13 protein-coding genes are annotated in these 18,209 nt (G+C 27.3%); 1 reads left to right on the forward strand and 12 read right to left on the reverse strand.

The features are described from left to right. Window positions 1-702: 702 nt before the first annotated feature. From hypD to hypB, 3 genes are read right to left on the reverse strand one after another with little or no spacing between them, the layout of a single operon-like run. A complete protein-coding gene (gene hypD / locus NY022_RS04065) occupies window positions 703-1,788 on the reverse strand; it encodes a hydrogenase formation protein HypD (RefSeq protein ID WP_267523741.1) in 1,086 nt (361 codons plus the stop codon). Beyond that, window positions 1,785-2,039, reverse strand: coding sequence for a HypC/HybG/HupF family hydrogenase formation chaperone (locus tag NY022_RS04070; RefSeq protein WP_214117952.1), 255 nt, complete (start codon window positions 2,037-2,039; stop codon window positions 1,785-1,787). The genes hypD and NY022_RS04070 overlap by 4 nt, the downstream gene beginning before the upstream one ends. A gap of 1 nt (window position 2,040) precedes the next feature. Continuing rightward, the gene (gene hypB, locus NY022_RS04075; RefSeq protein ID WP_214117951.1) at window positions 2,041-2,685 is read right to left on the reverse strand and encodes a hydrogenase nickel incorporation protein HypB; all 645 of its coding nucleotides are present in this window, start codon (window positions 2,683-2,685) and stop codon (window positions 2,041-2,043) included. 206 nt (window positions 2,686-2,891) lie between these two features. On the opposite strand from hypB, the gene NY022_RS04080 reads away from it, so the two are divergent. Continuing rightward, window positions 2,892-4,535, forward strand: coding sequence for an anaerobic C4-dicarboxylate transporter (locus NY022_RS04080; RefSeq protein ID WP_214120188.1), 1,644 nt, complete (start codon window positions 2,892-2,894; stop codon window positions 4,533-4,535). Between the two features lie 90 nt (window positions 4,536-4,625). Here the strand turns inward: NY022_RS04080 and NY022_RS04085 are convergent, their stop codons facing one another. The 9 genes from NY022_RS04085 to NY022_RS04125 form a co-directional block, all read right to left on the reverse strand. Continuing rightward, a complete protein-coding gene (locus NY022_RS04085; protein ID WP_267523744.1) occupies window positions 4,626-5,396 on the reverse strand; it encodes a hypothetical protein in 771 nt (256 codons plus the stop codon). A gap of 55 nt (window positions 5,397-5,451) precedes the next feature. Further along, a complete protein-coding gene (locus tag NY022_RS04090) occupies window positions 5,452-8,241 on the reverse strand; it encodes a UvrD-helicase domain-containing protein (protein ID WP_267523747.1) in 2,790 nt (929 codons plus the stop codon). Beyond that, window positions 8,234-10,222 carry a PD-(D/E)XK nuclease family protein gene (locus NY022_RS04095; protein ID WP_267523749.1) on the reverse strand — a complete coding sequence of 663 codons (1,989 nt, stop codon included), beginning with the start codon at window positions 10,220-10,222 and terminating at the stop codon, window positions 8,234-8,236. The genes NY022_RS04090 and NY022_RS04095 overlap by 8 nt, the downstream gene beginning before the upstream one ends. After that, a complete protein-coding gene (locus tag NY022_RS04100) occupies window positions 10,215-10,721 on the reverse strand; it encodes a hypothetical protein (RefSeq protein ID WP_267523751.1) in 507 nt (168 codons plus the stop codon). Before NY022_RS04100 ends, NY022_RS04095 begins: the two co-directional genes overlap by 8 nt. A gap of 9 nt (window positions 10,722-10,730) precedes the next feature. Beyond that, window positions 10,731-12,170, reverse strand: a complete 1,440-nt coding sequence (locus tag NY022_RS04105) for a BspA family leucine-rich repeat surface protein (protein WP_267523753.1) — start codon at window positions 12,168-12,170, stop codon at window positions 10,731-10,733. A 47-nt stretch (window positions 12,171-12,217) separates the two neighbouring features. Then, on the reverse strand, window positions 12,218-13,102 hold the full coding sequence (locus NY022_RS04110; RefSeq protein ID WP_214117943.1) for a helix-turn-helix transcriptional regulator: 885 nt from the start codon (window positions 13,100-13,102) through the stop codon (window positions 12,218-12,220). 2 nt (window positions 13,103-13,104) lie between these two features. Then, the gene (locus NY022_RS04115; RefSeq protein WP_267523755.1) at window positions 13,105-14,790 is read right to left on the reverse strand and encodes a DUF262 domain-containing protein; all 1,686 of its coding nucleotides are present in this window, start codon (window positions 14,788-14,790) and stop codon (window positions 13,105-13,107) included. Between the two features lie 131 nt (window positions 14,791-14,921). Then, entirely contained in the window at window positions 14,922-16,643 is a 1,722-nt protein-coding gene (locus NY022_RS04120) for a BspA family leucine-rich repeat surface protein (RefSeq protein WP_267523756.1), read from the reverse strand. A gap of 181 nt (window positions 16,644-16,824) precedes the next feature. Further along, a partial coding sequence (locus NY022_RS04125) for a BspA family leucine-rich repeat surface protein (protein WP_267523757.1) occupies window positions 16,825-18,209 on the reverse strand: 1,385 nt, incomplete at its 5' end.

Consider the following 18,209-nt stretch of genomic DNA (forward strand, 5'->3'; position numbering starts at 1 on the left):
CTTGCTCATCTTGTGAAAGTTTTTCAAATTCCTTATCTAGTTTTTTATTATTAATACTTCTAATATAGATGTTTCATATATTTTTTTACTTTTGACTTTTAAAAAATCTATCAATGATTTTCTAATTCATTTTTCATCTTTTCAATTTTTTTCAACATTCAATAAATCTGTAAAAATTTGTCTTTTATTAATATACTCGTATTTATCATAAACAAATAAATTAATTTTTACTCCTTTGATATATTTTTTGCATAAGATTATAATAAACTTATAAGTAATCAAACAAAAAAACACACTTACTTGATTTAATTTTTATACTTTAATTTTTATTTATGAAATAATAATAAAAGTTTTTAAGCTAGGTAAATTTGTTTGAATATAGATTTTTATTTTTATGAGTATTTCTGTGTATTTATATTATTTTATGAAAAAAGATATTACAAGCCATACAACTATGATTAAAATTTTAACTTTATTTCAAATTTTATTAAATTTATGTATAATATCAAGCAAGTTTTCTTTTTATGTTGCGAAAACATAACGAAACTCCGATAAAAAAAGGTTTTAAGCCGTGCTATAACACGGCTATTCTCATTTTATCGCTACAAAAAATATAGTTCATAAATAATTTTATATTTTTATTTAATATATAATTATTTTTATAAAAATATTTTATAAATCATTTAATTTATATTAATAAATTTAACTCTTATTGTATTTATAATAAGCAGCACAAGCACCTTCACTACTTACCATACAACTTCCTATTGGATTATTAGGCGTGCATAAATTACCAAAAACTTTGCAATCAGTTGGCTTTGCAAGTCCTTTTAAAATCTTAGGGCATAGACAGGCTTTGTTTTCTGCTTTTGTATTTGTTTTTATATCAAATACTTTTTTTGCGTTTATATAATCATATTCATCTTTTAGCTCCAAACCGCCATTACTAATAACACCTAAGCCACGGAATTCAAAATCATCACGCCTAAAGTATTTTTCAATTAATTCTTTAGCTTTTTCATTACCATTTTTACTAACTAATCTTGAATATTCATTATAAACATTATGAGTTTTATTCTTAAATTGTAAGCTTAAATTTAATAGCGAGTGCATTAAATCAACAGGCTCAAAACCACTTATAGCAAATGGTTTTTTATAAGTATTAGCCATATTTAAATATGCGTTTTCTCCTATTATCACGCTTACATGTGATGGGGCTAAAAAGCCATCAATATTACAATCTTTATCATTTAATAAGGCTTCAACAGGCTCAGGAACTCTTACATGATTTATATGAAAAAATACATTTTTAAGTCCCATTTCAAGCACTTTTTCAATCAAAACCGCACTCATAGGAGTAGTAGTTTCAAAACCTATTGCAAAAAATATAATCTTTTTATCTTTATTTTCATTTGCGATTTTTAATACTTCTAGTGGGCTATAAAGCGCTCTAATATCCTTGCCTTGTGCTCTTAATTTTTCTAAACTCGTATTACTAGCAGGAACTTTAATCAAATCAGCAAGCGTGCAAAAAATAGCACCTTCCATACTTGCTAAAAAAATAGCTTCATCAAGCCTACTTTTTGGCATTACACAAACAGGACAACCTGGCCCATGAATAAAGTTAATATTAGGCAAAAGTGAAGGGATTGAGTATTTTATAAGCGAATGTGTGTGCCCGCCACAAATCTCCATTACATTATAAACCCTATCAAGCTTAACATTATTAATTAGTTTTTTTAAATTATTAATAATATTTGCGTCTTTATATTCTTTTATGTAATTCATAAAAACCTACTTTCAATCTCTTCGCTACCTATCTCATCTGCAATTTGCTTATATAATTCTAAGCTTTCTTTAGCAGCTGCTTCATCAATTTTTTGCATAGCAAAACCAACATGAATTAATACAAAATCTCCCACATTAACCTGCTCAGGTATCAAATCAAGGCTAACCCCACGCTTAATGCCTAAAGTATCAACCTGTGCAAAATTATTTTCATCAACACTTAAAACTTTTGATGGTATAGATAAACACATATTAACTCCTTAAAGATTTAAAATATTCACAAAGCTCGGCAATTCCTTCGCCTGTAGTGCTACTTACACAAAAAATTTTTACATTTGGATTTAATTTTTTTGCTTCTTGTGTGATAGTTTCTAGGCTAAAATCAAAATATTTTGCTATATCCATTTTAGTTAATACTATCACATCAGCTCTTTTAAACATAACAGGATATTTTGCTACTTTATCACTTCCTTCAGGACTTGATAAAAGCACAACATTTAAATTCTCGCCCAATTTATATGATGCAGGGCATACTAAGTTGCCTATATTTTCTATTACACAAAACTCTGAATTACTAATATCAAGATTTTTTAGAGCTAAATCTATCATTTTTGCGTCTAAATGGCAGCTTTGACCTGTGCTTATTTGATATGCTTTAGCACCTGCTTTGATAATCCTATCAGCGTCCTTATTAGTCTCTAAATCCCCTTCAATTACGCATAATTTTAATAAATTATTTTTTATAATATACTCAAGTAGAGTGGTTTTACCACTACCAGGAGAGCTCATAAAATTAAGGCAATATAAATTAGATTTTTTAAAAAACTCTTGATTGATTTTTGCTTGATTTTCGTTTTCAGCCATAATTTTTGCTTTTGCTTCAATGATTACTTTCATTACCTACTCCTTAAATTTTTCACATTTTACTAAGTAAAAGTATTTACAATGGCAACAAAAATCATTTTATAAATAATAGACCAAATTCCAAGTAAAAAATTTAATACTAATATTTAAATTAATTAAAACTTAATTTTTAAAATTAATTTAAATATTTAACTTTTAAATATAAAATTTATCAATTTTTTTTAATTAAAGGATAAAAAATGGATATTCTTATGAATTTACCTAATTCTTTACAATTTGCTATACAACTAGCTATTGTATGTATTTGCCTATTTTATGGCTCAAAAAAAGGTGGAATTACTCTTGGAATGTTAGGTGGCGTTGGGCTTATTGTGATGATTTTTGGCTTTGGTGTAAAACCAGGAAAACCAGCAATTGATGTTATGCTAACTATTTTAGCAGTTGTTGTGGCTAGCGCAACACTTCAAACCAGTGGTGGTCTTGATGTAATGCTTCAAATAGCTGAAAAAATTCTTAGAAAAAATCCAAAATATATTAGTATTTTAGCTCCAATTACGACTTGCACCCTAACAATTCTTTGTGGCACAGGGCATGTTGTTTATACAATTTTACCTATTGTATATGACATAGCCATTAAAAACAATATTAGACCTGAAAGACCGATGGCAGCAAGTAGTGTTTCAGCACAACTTGGAATAATTGCTAGCCCAGTATCAGTGGCTGTAGTAACTCTAACAGCATTTATTATTAATAGTAATCATCACTTAGCAGGATTTGATGGATATTTGGACTTACTTAAAATTACAATACCATCAACTTATTTAGGAGTGCTTTGCGTTGGAATATTTAGCTGGTTTAGGGGTAAAGATTTAGATAAAGATAGTGAATTTCAAGAAAAAATTAAAGATGAAGAATTTAAAAAATATGTTTATGGTGGTGGGTGCAAATCATTAATAGGTGAAAAATTACCTAATAGTGCTTGGTTATCAATGTGGATATTTTTAGGCGCTATTGCCTTAGTTGCTATTTTAGGATATTTTTCAAATCTACGACCTGCATTTAATACAAAAGTTGATTCAGCAAGTATTTTAATCGTAGATAATAATGCTAAAACAATGAAAGAAATACCTATTAAGAATTCAAATCTCATAATTACTTATAATGAATTAAATAAAACTATTAAAGATGGTAAAGTAAAAAGCACGAAAGAAAATATAAAAGCAATTAGCATTGATAATAATCTACAAATAACACAAGAAAATAACTATGTAATTATTAATAATGAAAAATTTGAAAATGCAAAAATTATTTTTAGCGATAAAAAAGAACAAGCAAAACCTTTAGGAATGGTTGAAGTAATTCAAATTTTTATGCTTTTGGCAGGTTCATTAATAATAATCTTTACAAAAACTAATGCAAATAATATTTCAAAAAGTGAGATATTTAAATCTGGAATGGTTGCTCTTGTGGCTGTATTTGGAATCTCTTGGATGGCTGATAGTATGGTTGCAACACATACTCAAATGATAAAAGATAGCTTAGGAAATATATTAAGCGAATATCCTTGGACTTACGCAATAGTTTTAATAATAATTTCTAAATTAGTAAATTCTCAAGCAGCCGCACTTGTAGCGTTTGTGCCACTAGCTTTAAATATAGGAGTTAATCCAGCAATTATTTTAGCATTCGCACCAGCTTGTTATGGCTATTTTATTTTGCCAACATATCCAAGTGATTTAGCAGCTATTCAATTTGATAGAAGTGGAACAACTCGTATAGGAAGATTTGTAATAAATCATAGTTTTATTATTCCTGGTTTTATAGGTGTTATTACTTCAAGTATTTTTGGATATTTTCTTGCGAGTTTTTATGGTTATTTATAAATTTTGCCCTATTTTAGGGCAAAATTAAGATTTTAATTTTGCCAATATTTAACTAGAATTTAAAATATTATTTTCCAATAAAACTATAATTTAAAACCTAGAAACTATAATCTCAATTATCTTATCATCTTCTAATTCAAGCCTAATGCTAACACTTTTGCCCAAAAGTATTTTAGTAAAATAAAAATATTCATTTTTCATTTTAAATTCTAACTGGCTTAAAGTCTTTTGTATCTCATCATAGCTTTTGCCTTTTATATCATTATTTATATCATCTAATACACTTTTATCAAGCACAAGGCAAACTCTTTCAAGGTTACTACACTTTAGGTCTGATTTTAAAATCCTTGTTATGAGCTCATTGGGTTGTTTTAAAAAATCATCATAATACCACCAAGCACAAAGCATAGCCAAAGTTAAAGCTAAGTATTTTTTAAAATAAACATTATAGTTTTTTCTAGCAGTATATAAATATACAAAGCCAAATATCGCAAATAGCACGAGATTTTTAAGAGTATCAATGCTCTTATAAACGCTTTTATCATAAAGACAAAAATTATAAATAATCTTAGCAAGACAAACACACAATATAAAAAGCGAAATATGTCTTAAAAGCAAATAAAACTTATCTTGCAAGATTATCTTACTATCCAAATCATCTTGAGATAGTAAAAGATAAATCCTAGAAAAAAGAAAAGCAAATATAAAGCAAGGAATATAACTAAAATCTCCTATATAAAATGGTATAAAAAACAAAAACCAAGCTAGATAAAAAAGCGTATTTTTAAAAACCATATTAGCTTTTGCTAAAAAACCTTTTAAATCCATTTTGTTATCCTTATACCATACCTCATTTTGCATCAAAGCTTAAACACCTAGCTTTTTTAAAAGTTCACTTGATTTTGCTAAGTTATTATTAATCATTTTTATTTTCTAACCAAAAAATCTCAGTTTTTGCTATTTTATATCCTTCATTTTCTATCATTAATTTATAAAATTCTAGCTGTTTTTGATAGGCATTTTCTTTTTCTTGGGATTTTTTGCCTGTTTTAAAATCTACTATTACATAAGCACCACAATCGTTATCGTAATAAATTAAATCACAAATCCCTGTTTTATCAGGTGTGTTGATTTCTAATTCATAGTGTTTGTTAGGTGATTGTGCCACTTTTTTTGCAAGGTTTGAATTGATATAATTATTAAACAAACCAATAATCTTATCTTTGTATTCACTAAGTTCACATTCATTTATAAAACCCATCAAAATCTCATTTGTAGAATGCTCGTGAAATTTCTCTATCATTTTATGAACGCAACTTCCTATTTTTGTATTAAGATTTTCAACGCTATTTGTATTTGTGGCTGTAGTGATATGCTTATCTATTTTTAATTTATTTAGCTTTATTGTTTCTTGCTTAGGGCTAGTTTGCTTACAAGGGCTAATTTCATCTAGTAATAATTTTTCTCCTAAATCCTTTAAATCCTTGCAAATCATACTTTCATCTTTATATAGTTCATCAAGCATAGCTAAAAAAGAATTATCATTTGGCTTAGTTTTTGATAAAGTATAAGATAAAACTATATGCTTAATAGCCCTAGTTATCGCTACATACAATAGTCTTTTATTTTCATCAATATCTTGCTTTTTAGCTTGATTTTTGCTTAGCTCATAGCTTAGACTTGGCTCATCGCCTATTTTAAATCCTATATAATTCTCGCTAATTTTAAGAGAAGAATTATTCACTCCTAAAGCCTTGTTTACATTCATCAAAACGACCATTTCATACTCCAATCCTTTAGTTGAATGAATTGTACATAGGTTGATTTTATAATTATTTACAAATTTTGCTTGGGATTTTGTGCTAGTTTGTTTTCGTTTTTTTAGCTCTTTTATTATGTTTTCTTTGCTTTTTTTACTCTCAAGCTTGATTATCTCATCTAAAAACTCATCTAAATTAGCCCTTGATTTTTCATCGCTAAATACATCATAAAAGCCTTTTTCGTAGTATAAATGTACTAAAAATTCTGATAAACTCAAGCTTTCAAACCAACTTTTAAACTCGCTAAAAACACTAAAATCATTAGATTTTATAAGCCTAAGTCTATCATCATCGTTTAGATTAAAAATATCATTAAAAAGTGCTAGTTTTTCATAGTTTGTGTATTTTTCATCTTCTTTTTTATTTTTTATATTATATAGTGCAAAAATAAGGTTTAAAATATGATTTATTTCTGTTCTTTCATAAAATTTAGTATTATCATCAACACAATATTTCACACCAAATTCATCTAGTTTTTTAGCTAGATTATTCATTTGTGCTCTTGTATCAAACATCACCGCTATTTTATCATCTTTGTTTAGTTTATAAATATCATCTACTTGAACTAAAAATTTCGCCGTATTTTCATATCTTTCATCGCTATTTTCTACAATATAACTAATACTTCCACCTTTTAAATTATCATTTTTAGCGTTTAAGTCCGTATCTTTTAAATGTGAAAAAAGCTTTCTTGTGATTTGATTTATTATATTTAAGATTTCTTTGCTACTTCTATAATTATCATTCATAAAAACTTGCTCTAAATCTTTTATGGCATTTTTATATACATTTACATTTGCTCCTGCAAAAGCATAGATTGATTGTTTGATATCCCCAACACTAAAAATATTTACATTATTTAGCTTATTTATTATGCTATATTGCTCTTCATTAGTGTCTTGAAACTCATCAAACATAATGTAATTTATATCTTTTAGCTCATCAATTTCTTTTATGAATTTATTAATAAGCATATCAAAATCCATAAATTTCTCATTTTTAGCTAATTGCTCGTAATTTTGCCTAAGCTCATTTGCTAGTTTTAGCATAATTTCAAAAAGCTTAACAAACTCATCTTGGACATTTAAAGCTCTTTTATAACATACAAATTCTTTTAGTTTTTCTATATATTCTTTTTGTTCCATTGTGCCTGATTTTCGTGGTATTACATCACTTACGCCGTCTAATACACCTAAAGCCAAGTCCTTTTTATCCCCTAAAATATCGATGTTTTGGTATAGATAGTCTATATCAATTTTTTTAAGCTCTAAATACTCATATTCAATTTCATCAAGCTTAAAATTTTTGCAAATTTGTCTAAACCTATCATCAAATATATACGCCTTACAAAACTCATTTAAAGTATTTAAGTCCAGCTCTTTTACTAATTTTTCATTGTTACTAAGTAACTCAAAATAAAGCTCATTAAAACATTTATTTTTAAGCTCATCATCCAATAACTCAAAGCTTAAAAAAGGATTTTGCTCTTTTAAAAGCTTTGTAGCAAAAGAATGAAAAGTGCAAATATTTACTTTATGTATATTTTTTATGGCTGTTTTTAGGGTTTGTTTTATGTAATTTGAATTCTTAACCTTCTCAAATCTAGCCTTATCAATCCCACTTAATCTATCATCTAAAATATCTTGCATTAGTGTAAAAATACGGCTTTTCATCTCATTTGCCGCTGCATTTGTATAAGTTAGCGTTAGGATATTTTCTACATTTTTACTATTTTGTTCTGTATAAAAAAACTCATCATCTACACTACTAGCAAACAAATCAAACCCTAAAATAGCATTTATATATCTTCTACTAAGAGTGTAGGTTTTGCCAGTTCCTGCACCTGCATTTATAGTAAAGCTTTTTTGTATGCTGTATTTATTCATCATTTGTTCCTTTATCGCAAATATTGTTTATAGGACAATATTTACAATTATCGTTTTCTTTAGCTTTAAACTCGCCTTTTTGTATAAACTCATCAAGCTTTTTTATCTCTTGCTCTAAACCCTTTAAATACTCTTGGCTGTATTCTAAAAAAGCAAATTCCGTTTTCAAATTCTTTGTGTTAAATGTGAGTAAAGATGCTTTATAGTACTTCATATTTGGATATTTTTTACTTGCGTATAACAAATATAAACCTAGTTGAAAATCTTCATAAGACTTTATTTGTTCCATTCTTTTTTCATCTATTTTGTCCTTTTTACTGCTTTTATAATCAACGATATTTATAAAATCATCTCCTATGTCAAGTCTATCAATAAAGCCTTTTATATAATAATTATTCTCGTCACTAGGGTTTAAATCTTTATCTAGGAAAAACTCAAATTCAGTTTTTGTATCATTAATATTATTTTCACTTCTATAATCTTCGTAATATTTCAAAAACTTAGCCACCGCACTAGGCTCATCATCGTTGCTAACACCCTTTAAAAGCTTGTTTTTATATATTTTCATATAAATATTTAGCTCTTTTAGTCCATTTTTTTCTTTTTTTAAAAAATCATCAAATGCTAAATCAATGCTATTTTTTGCTAGGTTTTGTTTATTAAAACTATCACCCCAACCTTTTACAATATGCTCAAAACAACTATGCATTATAGTGCCTTTTTCGTTTGGCTCTAAATCGCTTTGTTCTAATTCATCATTTTTTATCCCTAAAGCACTTTCATACAAAAATCTTTTAGGACAAAGCCTTAGAGTATTATATTTACTAGCACTCATTTTACATTCTAGCTTCACGGGTTTAGCTACTTTAGGACTAAAAGCAAAACAATCTTTTAAAACACGCTTTTTTAAAAACTTGGCCTTAGTAAAATCATCTTTACAAATTATAGACTTAGCTACACTTTTAGCGTTTAGATAATCAGTACTTAGTAGGTATAATTCTTTTGTATTTTGCTTTAGATTTTCATAAACAGCTTTAGAAAACTCATAAGAATTATATTTATAGATATCCTTTTTTAAAAACACATTATCGCTTGAATTAATAGGGAAATTTTCAAAATCTAGTCCTAGTAAAATAACTCTTTCATTTAGCTCATTTGAACCTATAAATTCGCTTAATTCTTCTAATCTTATGCCATTTTTTGGATAGTCTTTGCTTAGCTTTTTGCTTAGGTATTCTTTAATAAAATCTTTATTTAAATTAGAAAAATATTTTTCGTATTTTTTCATATAAGCATTTGTTTTTTGCTCTAGCAAGTCATTATCAATTACTATGCTTTTATGATAAGAATACACATCAATTTTTGCCATGGTTTTATAAAGCTCAAAATATCTAGAATAAATACTCAAAGAAGTAGCAACAAGCCTAAAGCTAAACTTATTTTGTATAAATTCTCTTGCTAGGCTTAAGGCTAGTTTTACTTCTTCGTGTATGCTTGTGATTTTATCTTTGTAGGTGTAGATTTTAGGGATTTGATTATTTTTAGGGAATTTTTTTAGGGCTTTTGCGTTTAGATTGTTTATAAAATCTTCTTCAAATTTGTTGTTATATAAACATATATTATCCACATAAAACTCATCCACATAAATATCGTTAAAATCGCTGACATCAGCAAATCCACACTTTAGATTAAATCTTTTTCTAAGCTCATCACAGGCTTTTTTTACCTTTAAAAAGCTATCTTTATATTCATCTTTTATATCTAAATCTTGCCTGTAAGCGTATATAAAATCACTACATTCTACATCGCCTAATTCTTGCTTTATGATATAAGTTAGCATAAATTCATCTAATTCATCAGTGTATAAACTCTCAAGCGTAACACACTTAGTAAAGGCATTTAAACCAAAATCTTTTAAATGCCTTTTAACAAACTCTGCCTTAGCATAAGAATAAGTTATCACTAAATCTTTTTTAATCATAATCTACCTTTATATAATAAGCATTTGTGCCTACTTTAGCATAATATTCTATTATCTCACATCCTCTTATAATACCGTTTTTTTCTTTATAATGCTCTTTTGCTAGAGCTTTTAGCTTTTGTTCAGTTGCATTAGTGTCTAAAAACATAAAATCATCTTTATTTAGCTTTACTTTAGTTTCTAAACCATATCCTAAAGCATTACTCCAACTAGTTACTTTATAATCTGTGATTGCGTGGCAATAACAAACACTTAGCCTTTGAATTTCATCTTTTAATTTATCGTATTCATTTAATTTATCATCAATATTCATCCCTAAAAGCTCATAAGCTAAAACCAAAAACGACCTATTGCTAGTGCAACCATCCCAAGTAGCTCTATCTAAAAACTCTTCATCGCTATTACATTCTAAATATATTTGCACCTTTTTATCAAATTTTGCCTTTGTGTTATAGCCAAATTCTTTATAATCTAAATCTTTTATCTGTTCTTTTATCATAAAAACTCCTTAGTTTGCTTTAATTTCGTTTGTTTGTATGCTTATATTTTTTAATTTTTCACAACCCTTAAAAGTATCTTCGTATTCAAGCACTTTTGGTGTGATTAAAGATAAATTTACACAATCTTTTAAAGATATATCTTTTTCTTCACAATCAAGAGTTCTTACAAAGTGGATATTTTTTGCTAGATTTATACAGCCATTAAAGGTATTTTTCACATTATATAAACAATCGTTTTTGACAATAAACTCTTGATTAAAACTAATACAATCCCTAAACATCTCCCTAATATTTTCAAGCGAGCAAGTATTAAAATCTAGCCTTTGATTAAACTTAACGCAGTTTCTAAACATCTCAGCCATATTATGCACCTTATGTGTATCTAGCATCACCTTACTATCAAAACTCTTGCACCCACTAAACATAGAGCAGGTTGCAAGAAGCTCTTTAGAATTACTCGCATTTATTTCTTGATTAAAGCTAACGCAGTCTTTAAACATATCGCAAGTTGCAATTACATTAGAAAAATCAAAATTGATTTTTTGATTAAACTTAGTGCAACCATCAAACATACCTTCAAAATATTTTGCATTCTGGGTATTAAAATTCACTTCTTGATTGAAATTCCCACAATCACTAAACATATATGTAAAGTCTTCTACATTACTTGTATCAAAGCTAAGCTTTTCGTTAAAATCACCACACCCACTAAACATACTTCGCATAGATTTGATACGAGAAGTATCCCACTCATTTATCCCACCAAAATCACTCCTTTTGCTATTTAAAAAAGCACATTCAAGGCTAGTAGTATTTGATATATCAATATCTTTTAAATTTATACTTTCATTTAAACATAGCGACATCACTTCATAATTATTGCTTGGATAATATTTATTATCTTTATATTCTATAGTGTTACAAATCTTGCTTGTATCAACCCTATATATAGCACCATTAGTATGCAAAACATAAAGCTCATAGATATTTTTAGGGATAAATTGCTCATATTTATACTCTATATCTTTTATAACTTCTCTATCTTTCCAAGATCCTAAACCAAGCTTTGATAAATCCACCCTACCACTATCAAACATAGCCAAAATCTCATCTAATTTATCGGCATTTAAAGAAAAATTATTTTCTTTTTTACGAAGAAGTCCCCAAGGAACTAGTTTAAAAAGTCCGTAGATATTAGGATGGTGTGGGTAAAGGTTTTGAATTTTTCTAAGCCTTTTAGAGCCTAACTTTTTATATAGTCTTCTTTGGCTATCTTTTATGGTTCTTTTAGAAGAATAATCATCTTTTATAAAAAATATATCTTTTTTACTAAGATACTCAATCTGTTTTTGCTCTTTTTTGCTCCACCTTTGATATGTGTGGATTTTAAAACCTTTTGCTATGGTTTTTGCATAGTTTTTTCTTAATTTTTTTCTAGCTGTTTTCATAAAATCTCCTTAAAACAAAAAAGATTTTACCACATCAGCTAGACATCCTAAGTCTTTAAATACCATAAATATTCTTTTATGGTATTTTCGTTTTTAAGAGCTAGTTCTTTTGGGGCTAGTATTTTTACATAAGGGATAAATTGCCATATAGTGCTAAGCAATTCTTCATCTAAAGATATTTTTGTGCTTAGGATTAACTTATCTTTGTCTTTTGAGATGATTTCTTGATTTGCTAGTATTTTTCTATACAAAAAATACTCTCTAGCAAAGCCATTTACTTCTAAAACAACTTCTTTTTCTTCTAAGCTAGTAGCAAAAAAATGCTTTTGTTCTTTTATGTTTTTTAAAACATTTTCATCTGGGATAAACTTTTCATTAGTTACTACTATAGCCTTTAGCTTATACATTGTAAATGTTCTAATTTCATCATTATAAGTAGCTAGTAAATACCAAACGCCTAGATGATTTATGAGTTTATATGGCTTTAAAACTCTAGCTTTTTCGTTGTGAATAGCTTTTATGATTTTTTGCTCCATTATGGCTTTGCTAAGGATTTCAAAACTATCAAGGTTGCAAACTGCTTCATAATTTTGAGATTTTAAAGGACTTATGGGTGAGCTTAAAAGCATATTTATAAAATCATCACTAAGTTTAGTAGGAAATGAGCTTAAGCCAAAAAGTGCTGCGAGTTTATTTAAATCATCTTTTGAAGTTTTAAGTAAATTTGTATCTTTTAAATAATACCTTCCAAGCTCATCTTTAGCGATAGGCAAACTCTCAAGCCTTTGCATAATATCACGCTGAATTGTTCGCTCACTTACTCCGTATTCAAGTGCTAGTTCTGCTTTACTTAAATGCTCTTTATTATAAAGTCTAATTAGGATTTGCATAACCCTAACTACCAAAAAATCTCCTACGCTTGGTGTTCTCATGCTTAGGCTTTAAACCTTTCTTTTAACTTCTTTTTTAACTCTTTTTTTCTATCTTCTATAAATTCTTTGATACCTTCGATATCATCTTTAGAAACAAGCTTATTTTCTGTTATTAAATTTCCTTTAATTATTTTATTTTTTTCATATTCTTTTAGCTTTTTCATCCATTCTAAAGGACATTCATCTGATTTTTTTCTATTGTCTCTAAAAAACAACAACTGGGTATTACCTAAAGAATTTATTAGTTTTTTAAGCTCAGAATTGTTTTTAGATATAGACTTAGGATAAATATGGTCTATATCGTATTGTGCGGCTGTGATGTCTATCTGTGGATTTAACAAGCTTAATATATAAAACATTTGATTTTTATGACTTTGGACTGTGTATTGATATTTGTCTAAAATGTCATCTATTTTACTATCCCTTAAAATCGCTTTTTTATTGTCACTTAAAACACTATTTATATTATCTATACTTATAGTGTAATTATCGTTTTTAATAACATCTCTAATTTGCCCTAAAGTAGTATCTGAACTACCACTATAAGTCCCTACAATAATACTTATTTGAATGAAACTAATCAAATCTTCTCTTAATTTTGCATAACTTGGCTCACTTGAGTCTATTAATTTATCCATATTTTTTTGATGATACATGACAAAAGCAACCAAAACTATAGGATAAAAAGATAAGCCTTTTAAATCCCCATAACCACAATATCTATCTAAAAATTTAACACTTGATTTTAAAGAATTCTCAATACTTTTAAAATTATTTTCAATCTGTTCTATAATATCAGTCTCTCTAAATGTCTTTAAGTCATATTTAACTGAATTTGCAAAAATACACAAACAAGTCCTTAAAAATACATCTTTGTCTAAAGAATTTAAGCTACTTGACTTGTTTTTGTACTCATCATTGATATCGCTTAAAAGCTCTTCTATCTTTGATTTTAGATTTTGAGTTTCACTAATAAGTAAAGAAAAAAGTAAATCGGATTTTTCTAGCTTTCTACCACCACTATTTACTCTCACAAAAATATCTAAAGCTTTATTTGAATTGTCTTTTGTGATAGTGTGTTCGGGTATATCTTTTTTTGCAAATCTATCTCTTAATCTATCACAATTTTTATATTCTTTATTTTTTAAATTTAACTCTTCACCTAATTTCTCTAGCTCATTTTCACTAATATCTAACATATAACTTACTTTTACCCAAACATTATCACAATCATCTTTATATACAAAAGCAAAATCATTATGATTACCATCTTTTAGGATGGTGTATTTGCCTAACTCTTCTTTTGATTTAAAATCAAACTCATAAACATTTTCTTCGCTTTCTTCATCTTTATAACTGGCGTTAAAATAAAGCTTTTTGCCATTGTAATCACCATAAGTAGCAAGATATAAAGAAGTAAGCCTTTGCTGTCCATCTAAAACAGCTTTTAGGTCGGTTGAACCACCATCGTATTGTTTTTTCTTGTCGTTTGTGCTTTCTAAAAATGTATAAAAACCTTGTACATCTCCATCTAATTCCCACAATAAAATCATACCCAAAGGATAATCTTGCATAATAGAATCAAATAGGTTTATAATCTGCTCTTCTTTCCATACATAATCACGCTGTATATCAGGTAGTAGATATGATTTATTTTTAATATTTTTGATTAAATTTGCAATTGTCATCTTTTATCCTTATAAATTTTTGTTTGATTGTCAGATTCTTATTTTAATTTCTTTAAGTTAAAAAGAATTTAAAATAGGAATTTCGTTTGTTTGAAATACTAGAAAATACTCAAACAAACGAAATTTAGTGATTATTTGCCTAGCTTATCGCAACCTTCAAACATATCTTCTTGCTCTTTTACATTACTCATATCAAAATTAGGTTTATGCGTTAAGCTAGAGCAATCATAAAACATAGAGCTCATATCGGCTACATTTTTGGTATCAAAGTTTAAAGGTTGATTGAAATTTTCACAACCATCAAACATCAAGCGCATATTGGCTACATTGCTTGTATCAAAATCTAAAGGCTGATTGAAGTTTTTACACTCTCTAAACATAAAACGCATATTGGCTACATTGCTTGTATCAAAGTTTAAAGGCTGATTGAAATTTTCACAACCATCAAACATACCTTGCATATCTGTTACATTGCTTGTATCAAAGTTTAAAGCTTGGTTAAAATTAAAACAACTATCAAACATATAACTCATATTTACTACATTTTTTGTATCAAAATCTAAAGGCTGATTGAAATTTTCACAACCACCAAACATACCACTCATATCAGTTACATTTGATGTATCAAAATTTAAAGATTGATTGAAATTATAACAATTCTCAAACATATAACTCATATCAGTTACATTACTTGTATCAAAACTTAAAGGTTGGTTGAAGCTTTCGCAGTCACTAAACATCCAGCTCATATCAGTTACATTACTTGTATCAAAACTTAAAGGTTTGTTGAAATCTCTACACCGACTAAACATATCATTCATATTAGTTACTTTTGATGTATCAAAATTTAAAACTTGGTTGAAATTTTTACATTCTCTAAACATCTCGCTCATATTAGTTACTTTTGATGTATCAAAATTTAAAACTTGGTTGAAATTTTTACATTCTCTAAACATCTCGCTCATATTAGTTACTTTTGATGTATCAAAATTTAAAACTTGGTTGAAATTAGAACAACAACTAAACATAGAGCGCATATTTGTTACATTGCTTGTATCAAAGTTTAAAACTTGGTTGAAATTTTTACATTCTCTAAACATCTCGCTCATATTAGTTACTTTGCTTGTATCAAAGCTCAAAGTTTGGTTAAAATTAAAACAATTATAAAACATCTCACTCATATCAGTTACATTACTAGTATTAAAGTTTAAAGGCTGATTGAAATTATAACACTCAGCAAACATAGCACTCATATCAATTACACTACTAGCATTAAAGTTTAAAGACTGATTGAAGTTTTTGCACTCTCTAAACATCCAGCTCATATCAGTTACATTGCTTGTATCAAAATTTAAAGATTGATTGAAATTAGAACAATATCCAAACATACTACCCATATTAGTTACTTTACTAGTGTTAAAGCTTATAAGTTGATTAAAATTAAAGCAGTTATAAAACATTCCATGCATATTTGTTACTTTTGATGTATCAAAATTTAAAGTTTGATTAAAGTTTTCGCAAGAAAAAAACATACCACTCATATCAGTTACATTTGATGTATCAAAGCTTAAAGCTTGATTAAAATTAAAGCAATCTCTAAACATCTCACTCATATCGTACACATTGCTTGTATCCCAAGTATTTATCCCGCTAAAGTCTTTTCTATTACTATCTTGAAATAATTCACTCATATCAGTAATAGCACTTGTATTTATAGTATCTAGTGCTATATCTTCATACTTAATCAATACTTGTAATTCTTCTTTACTCATAGGATGATATTTATTATCTTTAAATTCTATTTTAGAAATAATATCTAAGTCTTGTTTGGTAGCATTTGCTAATTGTTTCATAAAAATCCTTTCATAATAAAATAAATTGTATTGATTGTAATATTTTGCAAAGACACACTGTGTCTTTTAAGTGAGTTTTAGAAAAATATCAGTAAATAATGAAAATTAAAAAAAGGAATTTAAAATAGGAATTTCGTTTGTTTTAAATACTAGAAAATACTCAAACAAACGAAATTTAAGTTTATTTTTCTAGTTTATCGCAACCTTTAAACATACCCTCTTTCTCTTTTACATTACTCATATCAAAATTAGGTTTATGCGTTAAGCTAGAGCAGTTATTAAACATATAATTCATATCGTACACATTTTTAGTATCAAAGTTTAAAGGCTGATTGAAGCTTTCGCACCAACCAAACATCTTACTCATATCAGTTACATTTGATGTATTAAAGTTTAAAGGCTGATTGAAATTAAAACAATCATAAAACATATCGCTCATATCAGTTACATTGCTTGTATTAAAACTTAAAGCTTGATTGAAATTAAAACAATTATAAAACATAAAACTCATATCAGTTACATTTGAAGTATCCCATTCATTTATCCCACTAAAGTCTTTTCTATCACTTTTATAAAAAAGCTCACTCATATCAGTGATTAAACTAGTATCAATATCGCTTAGGCTAATTCCATCTGTATAAACTAGAACTTTTAATTCATATTTATTAGCTGGTTGGTATTTGTTTGCTACCTTTTTTATCAAATTATTATTTAGCATATATTCTCTTGCTACATTTATCTCATAAGCTATTTTTATCATCAAATCTTCATTTTTAATCATTTTAATAAAATCAAATGACTCACATCCATTAAACATACCTTGTATATCAACTACTTTTGATATATCAAAATCTAAAGGCTGGTTGAAGTTATTACAACTACTAAACATAGAACGCATATCTGTTACATTACTTGTATTAAAGTTTAAAGGCTGGTTGAAGTTATTACAACTACTAAACATAGAACGCATATTAGTTACATTACTTGTATTAAAGTTTAAAGGCTGGTTGAAGTTATTACAACTACTAAACATAGAACGCATATTAGTTACATTACTTGTATCAAAATCTAAAGGCTGGTTGAAGTTATTACAACTACTAAACATAGAACGCATATTAGTTACATTACTTGTATCAAAATCTAAAGGCTGATTGAAGCTTTCGCACCAACTAAACATCTCACTCATATCAGTTACTTTGCTTGTATCAAAGTTTAAAGCTTGATTGAAATTTTCACAACCATCAAACATATAATTCATATTTACTACATTTTTTGTATCAAAACTTAAAGCTTGATTGAAATTTTTACACCCACTAAACATAGATTGCATATCTGTTACATTACTTGTATCAAAGTTTAAAGGTTGATTGAAATTTTCACAACCATAAAACATACCATACATATCAGTTACATTACTTGTATCAAAATTTAAAGCTTGGTTGAAATTTTCACAACCATCAAACATATAATTCATATTTACTACATTTTTTGTATCAAAACTTAAAGCTTGATTGAAATTTTTACACCCACTAAACATAGATTGCATATCTGTTACATTACTTGTAT

The sequence above is a fragment of the Campylobacter sp. MG1 genome (genome assembly GCF_026616895.1).
In the GTDB taxonomy this organism is placed as follows: Bacteria; Campylobacterota; Campylobacteria; order Campylobacterales; family Campylobacteraceae; genus Campylobacter_E.

Excerpts from the sequence above, each read along its gene's own strand:
- NY022_RS04115 (WP_267523755.1), bottom strand. The coding sequence starts at position 14,790 with ATGACAATTGCAAATTTAATCAAAAATATTAAAAATAAATCATATCTA.
- NY022_RS04090 (WP_267523747.1), bottom strand. The coding sequence starts at position 8,241 with ATGAATAAATACAGCATACAAAAAAGCTTTACTATAAATGCAGGTGCA.
- hypB (WP_214117951.1), bottom strand. The coding sequence starts at position 2,685 with ATGAAAGTAATCATTGAAGCAAAAGCAAAAATTATGGCTGAAAACGAA.
- NY022_RS04095 (WP_267523749.1), bottom strand. The coding sequence starts at position 10,222 with ATGATTAAAAAAGATTTAGTGATAACTTATTCTTATGCTAAGGCAGAG.
- NY022_RS04100 (WP_267523751.1), bottom strand. The coding sequence starts at position 10,721 with ATGATAAAAGAACAGATAAAAGATTTAGATTATAAAGAATTTGGCTAT.
- NY022_RS04110 (WP_214117943.1), bottom strand. The coding sequence starts at position 13,102 with ATGAGAACACCAAGCGTAGGAGATTTTTTGGTAGTTAGGGTTATGCAA.
- NY022_RS04105 (WP_267523753.1), bottom strand. The coding sequence starts at position 12,170 with ATGAAAACAGCTAGAAAAAAATTAAGAAAAAACTATGCAAAAACCATA.
- NY022_RS04120 (WP_267523756.1), bottom strand. The coding sequence starts at position 16,643 with ATGAAACAATTAGCAAATGCTACCAAACAAGACTTAGATATTATTTCT.
- NY022_RS04070 (WP_214117952.1), bottom strand. The coding sequence starts at position 2,039 with ATGTGTTTATCTATACCATCAAAAGTTTTAAGTGTTGATGAAAATAAT.
- hypD (WP_267523741.1), bottom strand. The coding sequence starts at position 1,788 with ATGAATTACATAAAAGAATATAAAGACGCAAATATTATTAATAATTTA.
- NY022_RS04085 (WP_267523744.1), bottom strand. The coding sequence starts at position 5,396 with ATGCAAAATGAGGTATGGTATAAGGATAACAAAATGGATTTAAAAGGT.
- NY022_RS04080 (WP_214120188.1), top strand. The coding sequence starts at position 2,892 with ATGGATATTCTTATGAATTTACCTAATTCTTTACAATTTGCTATACAA.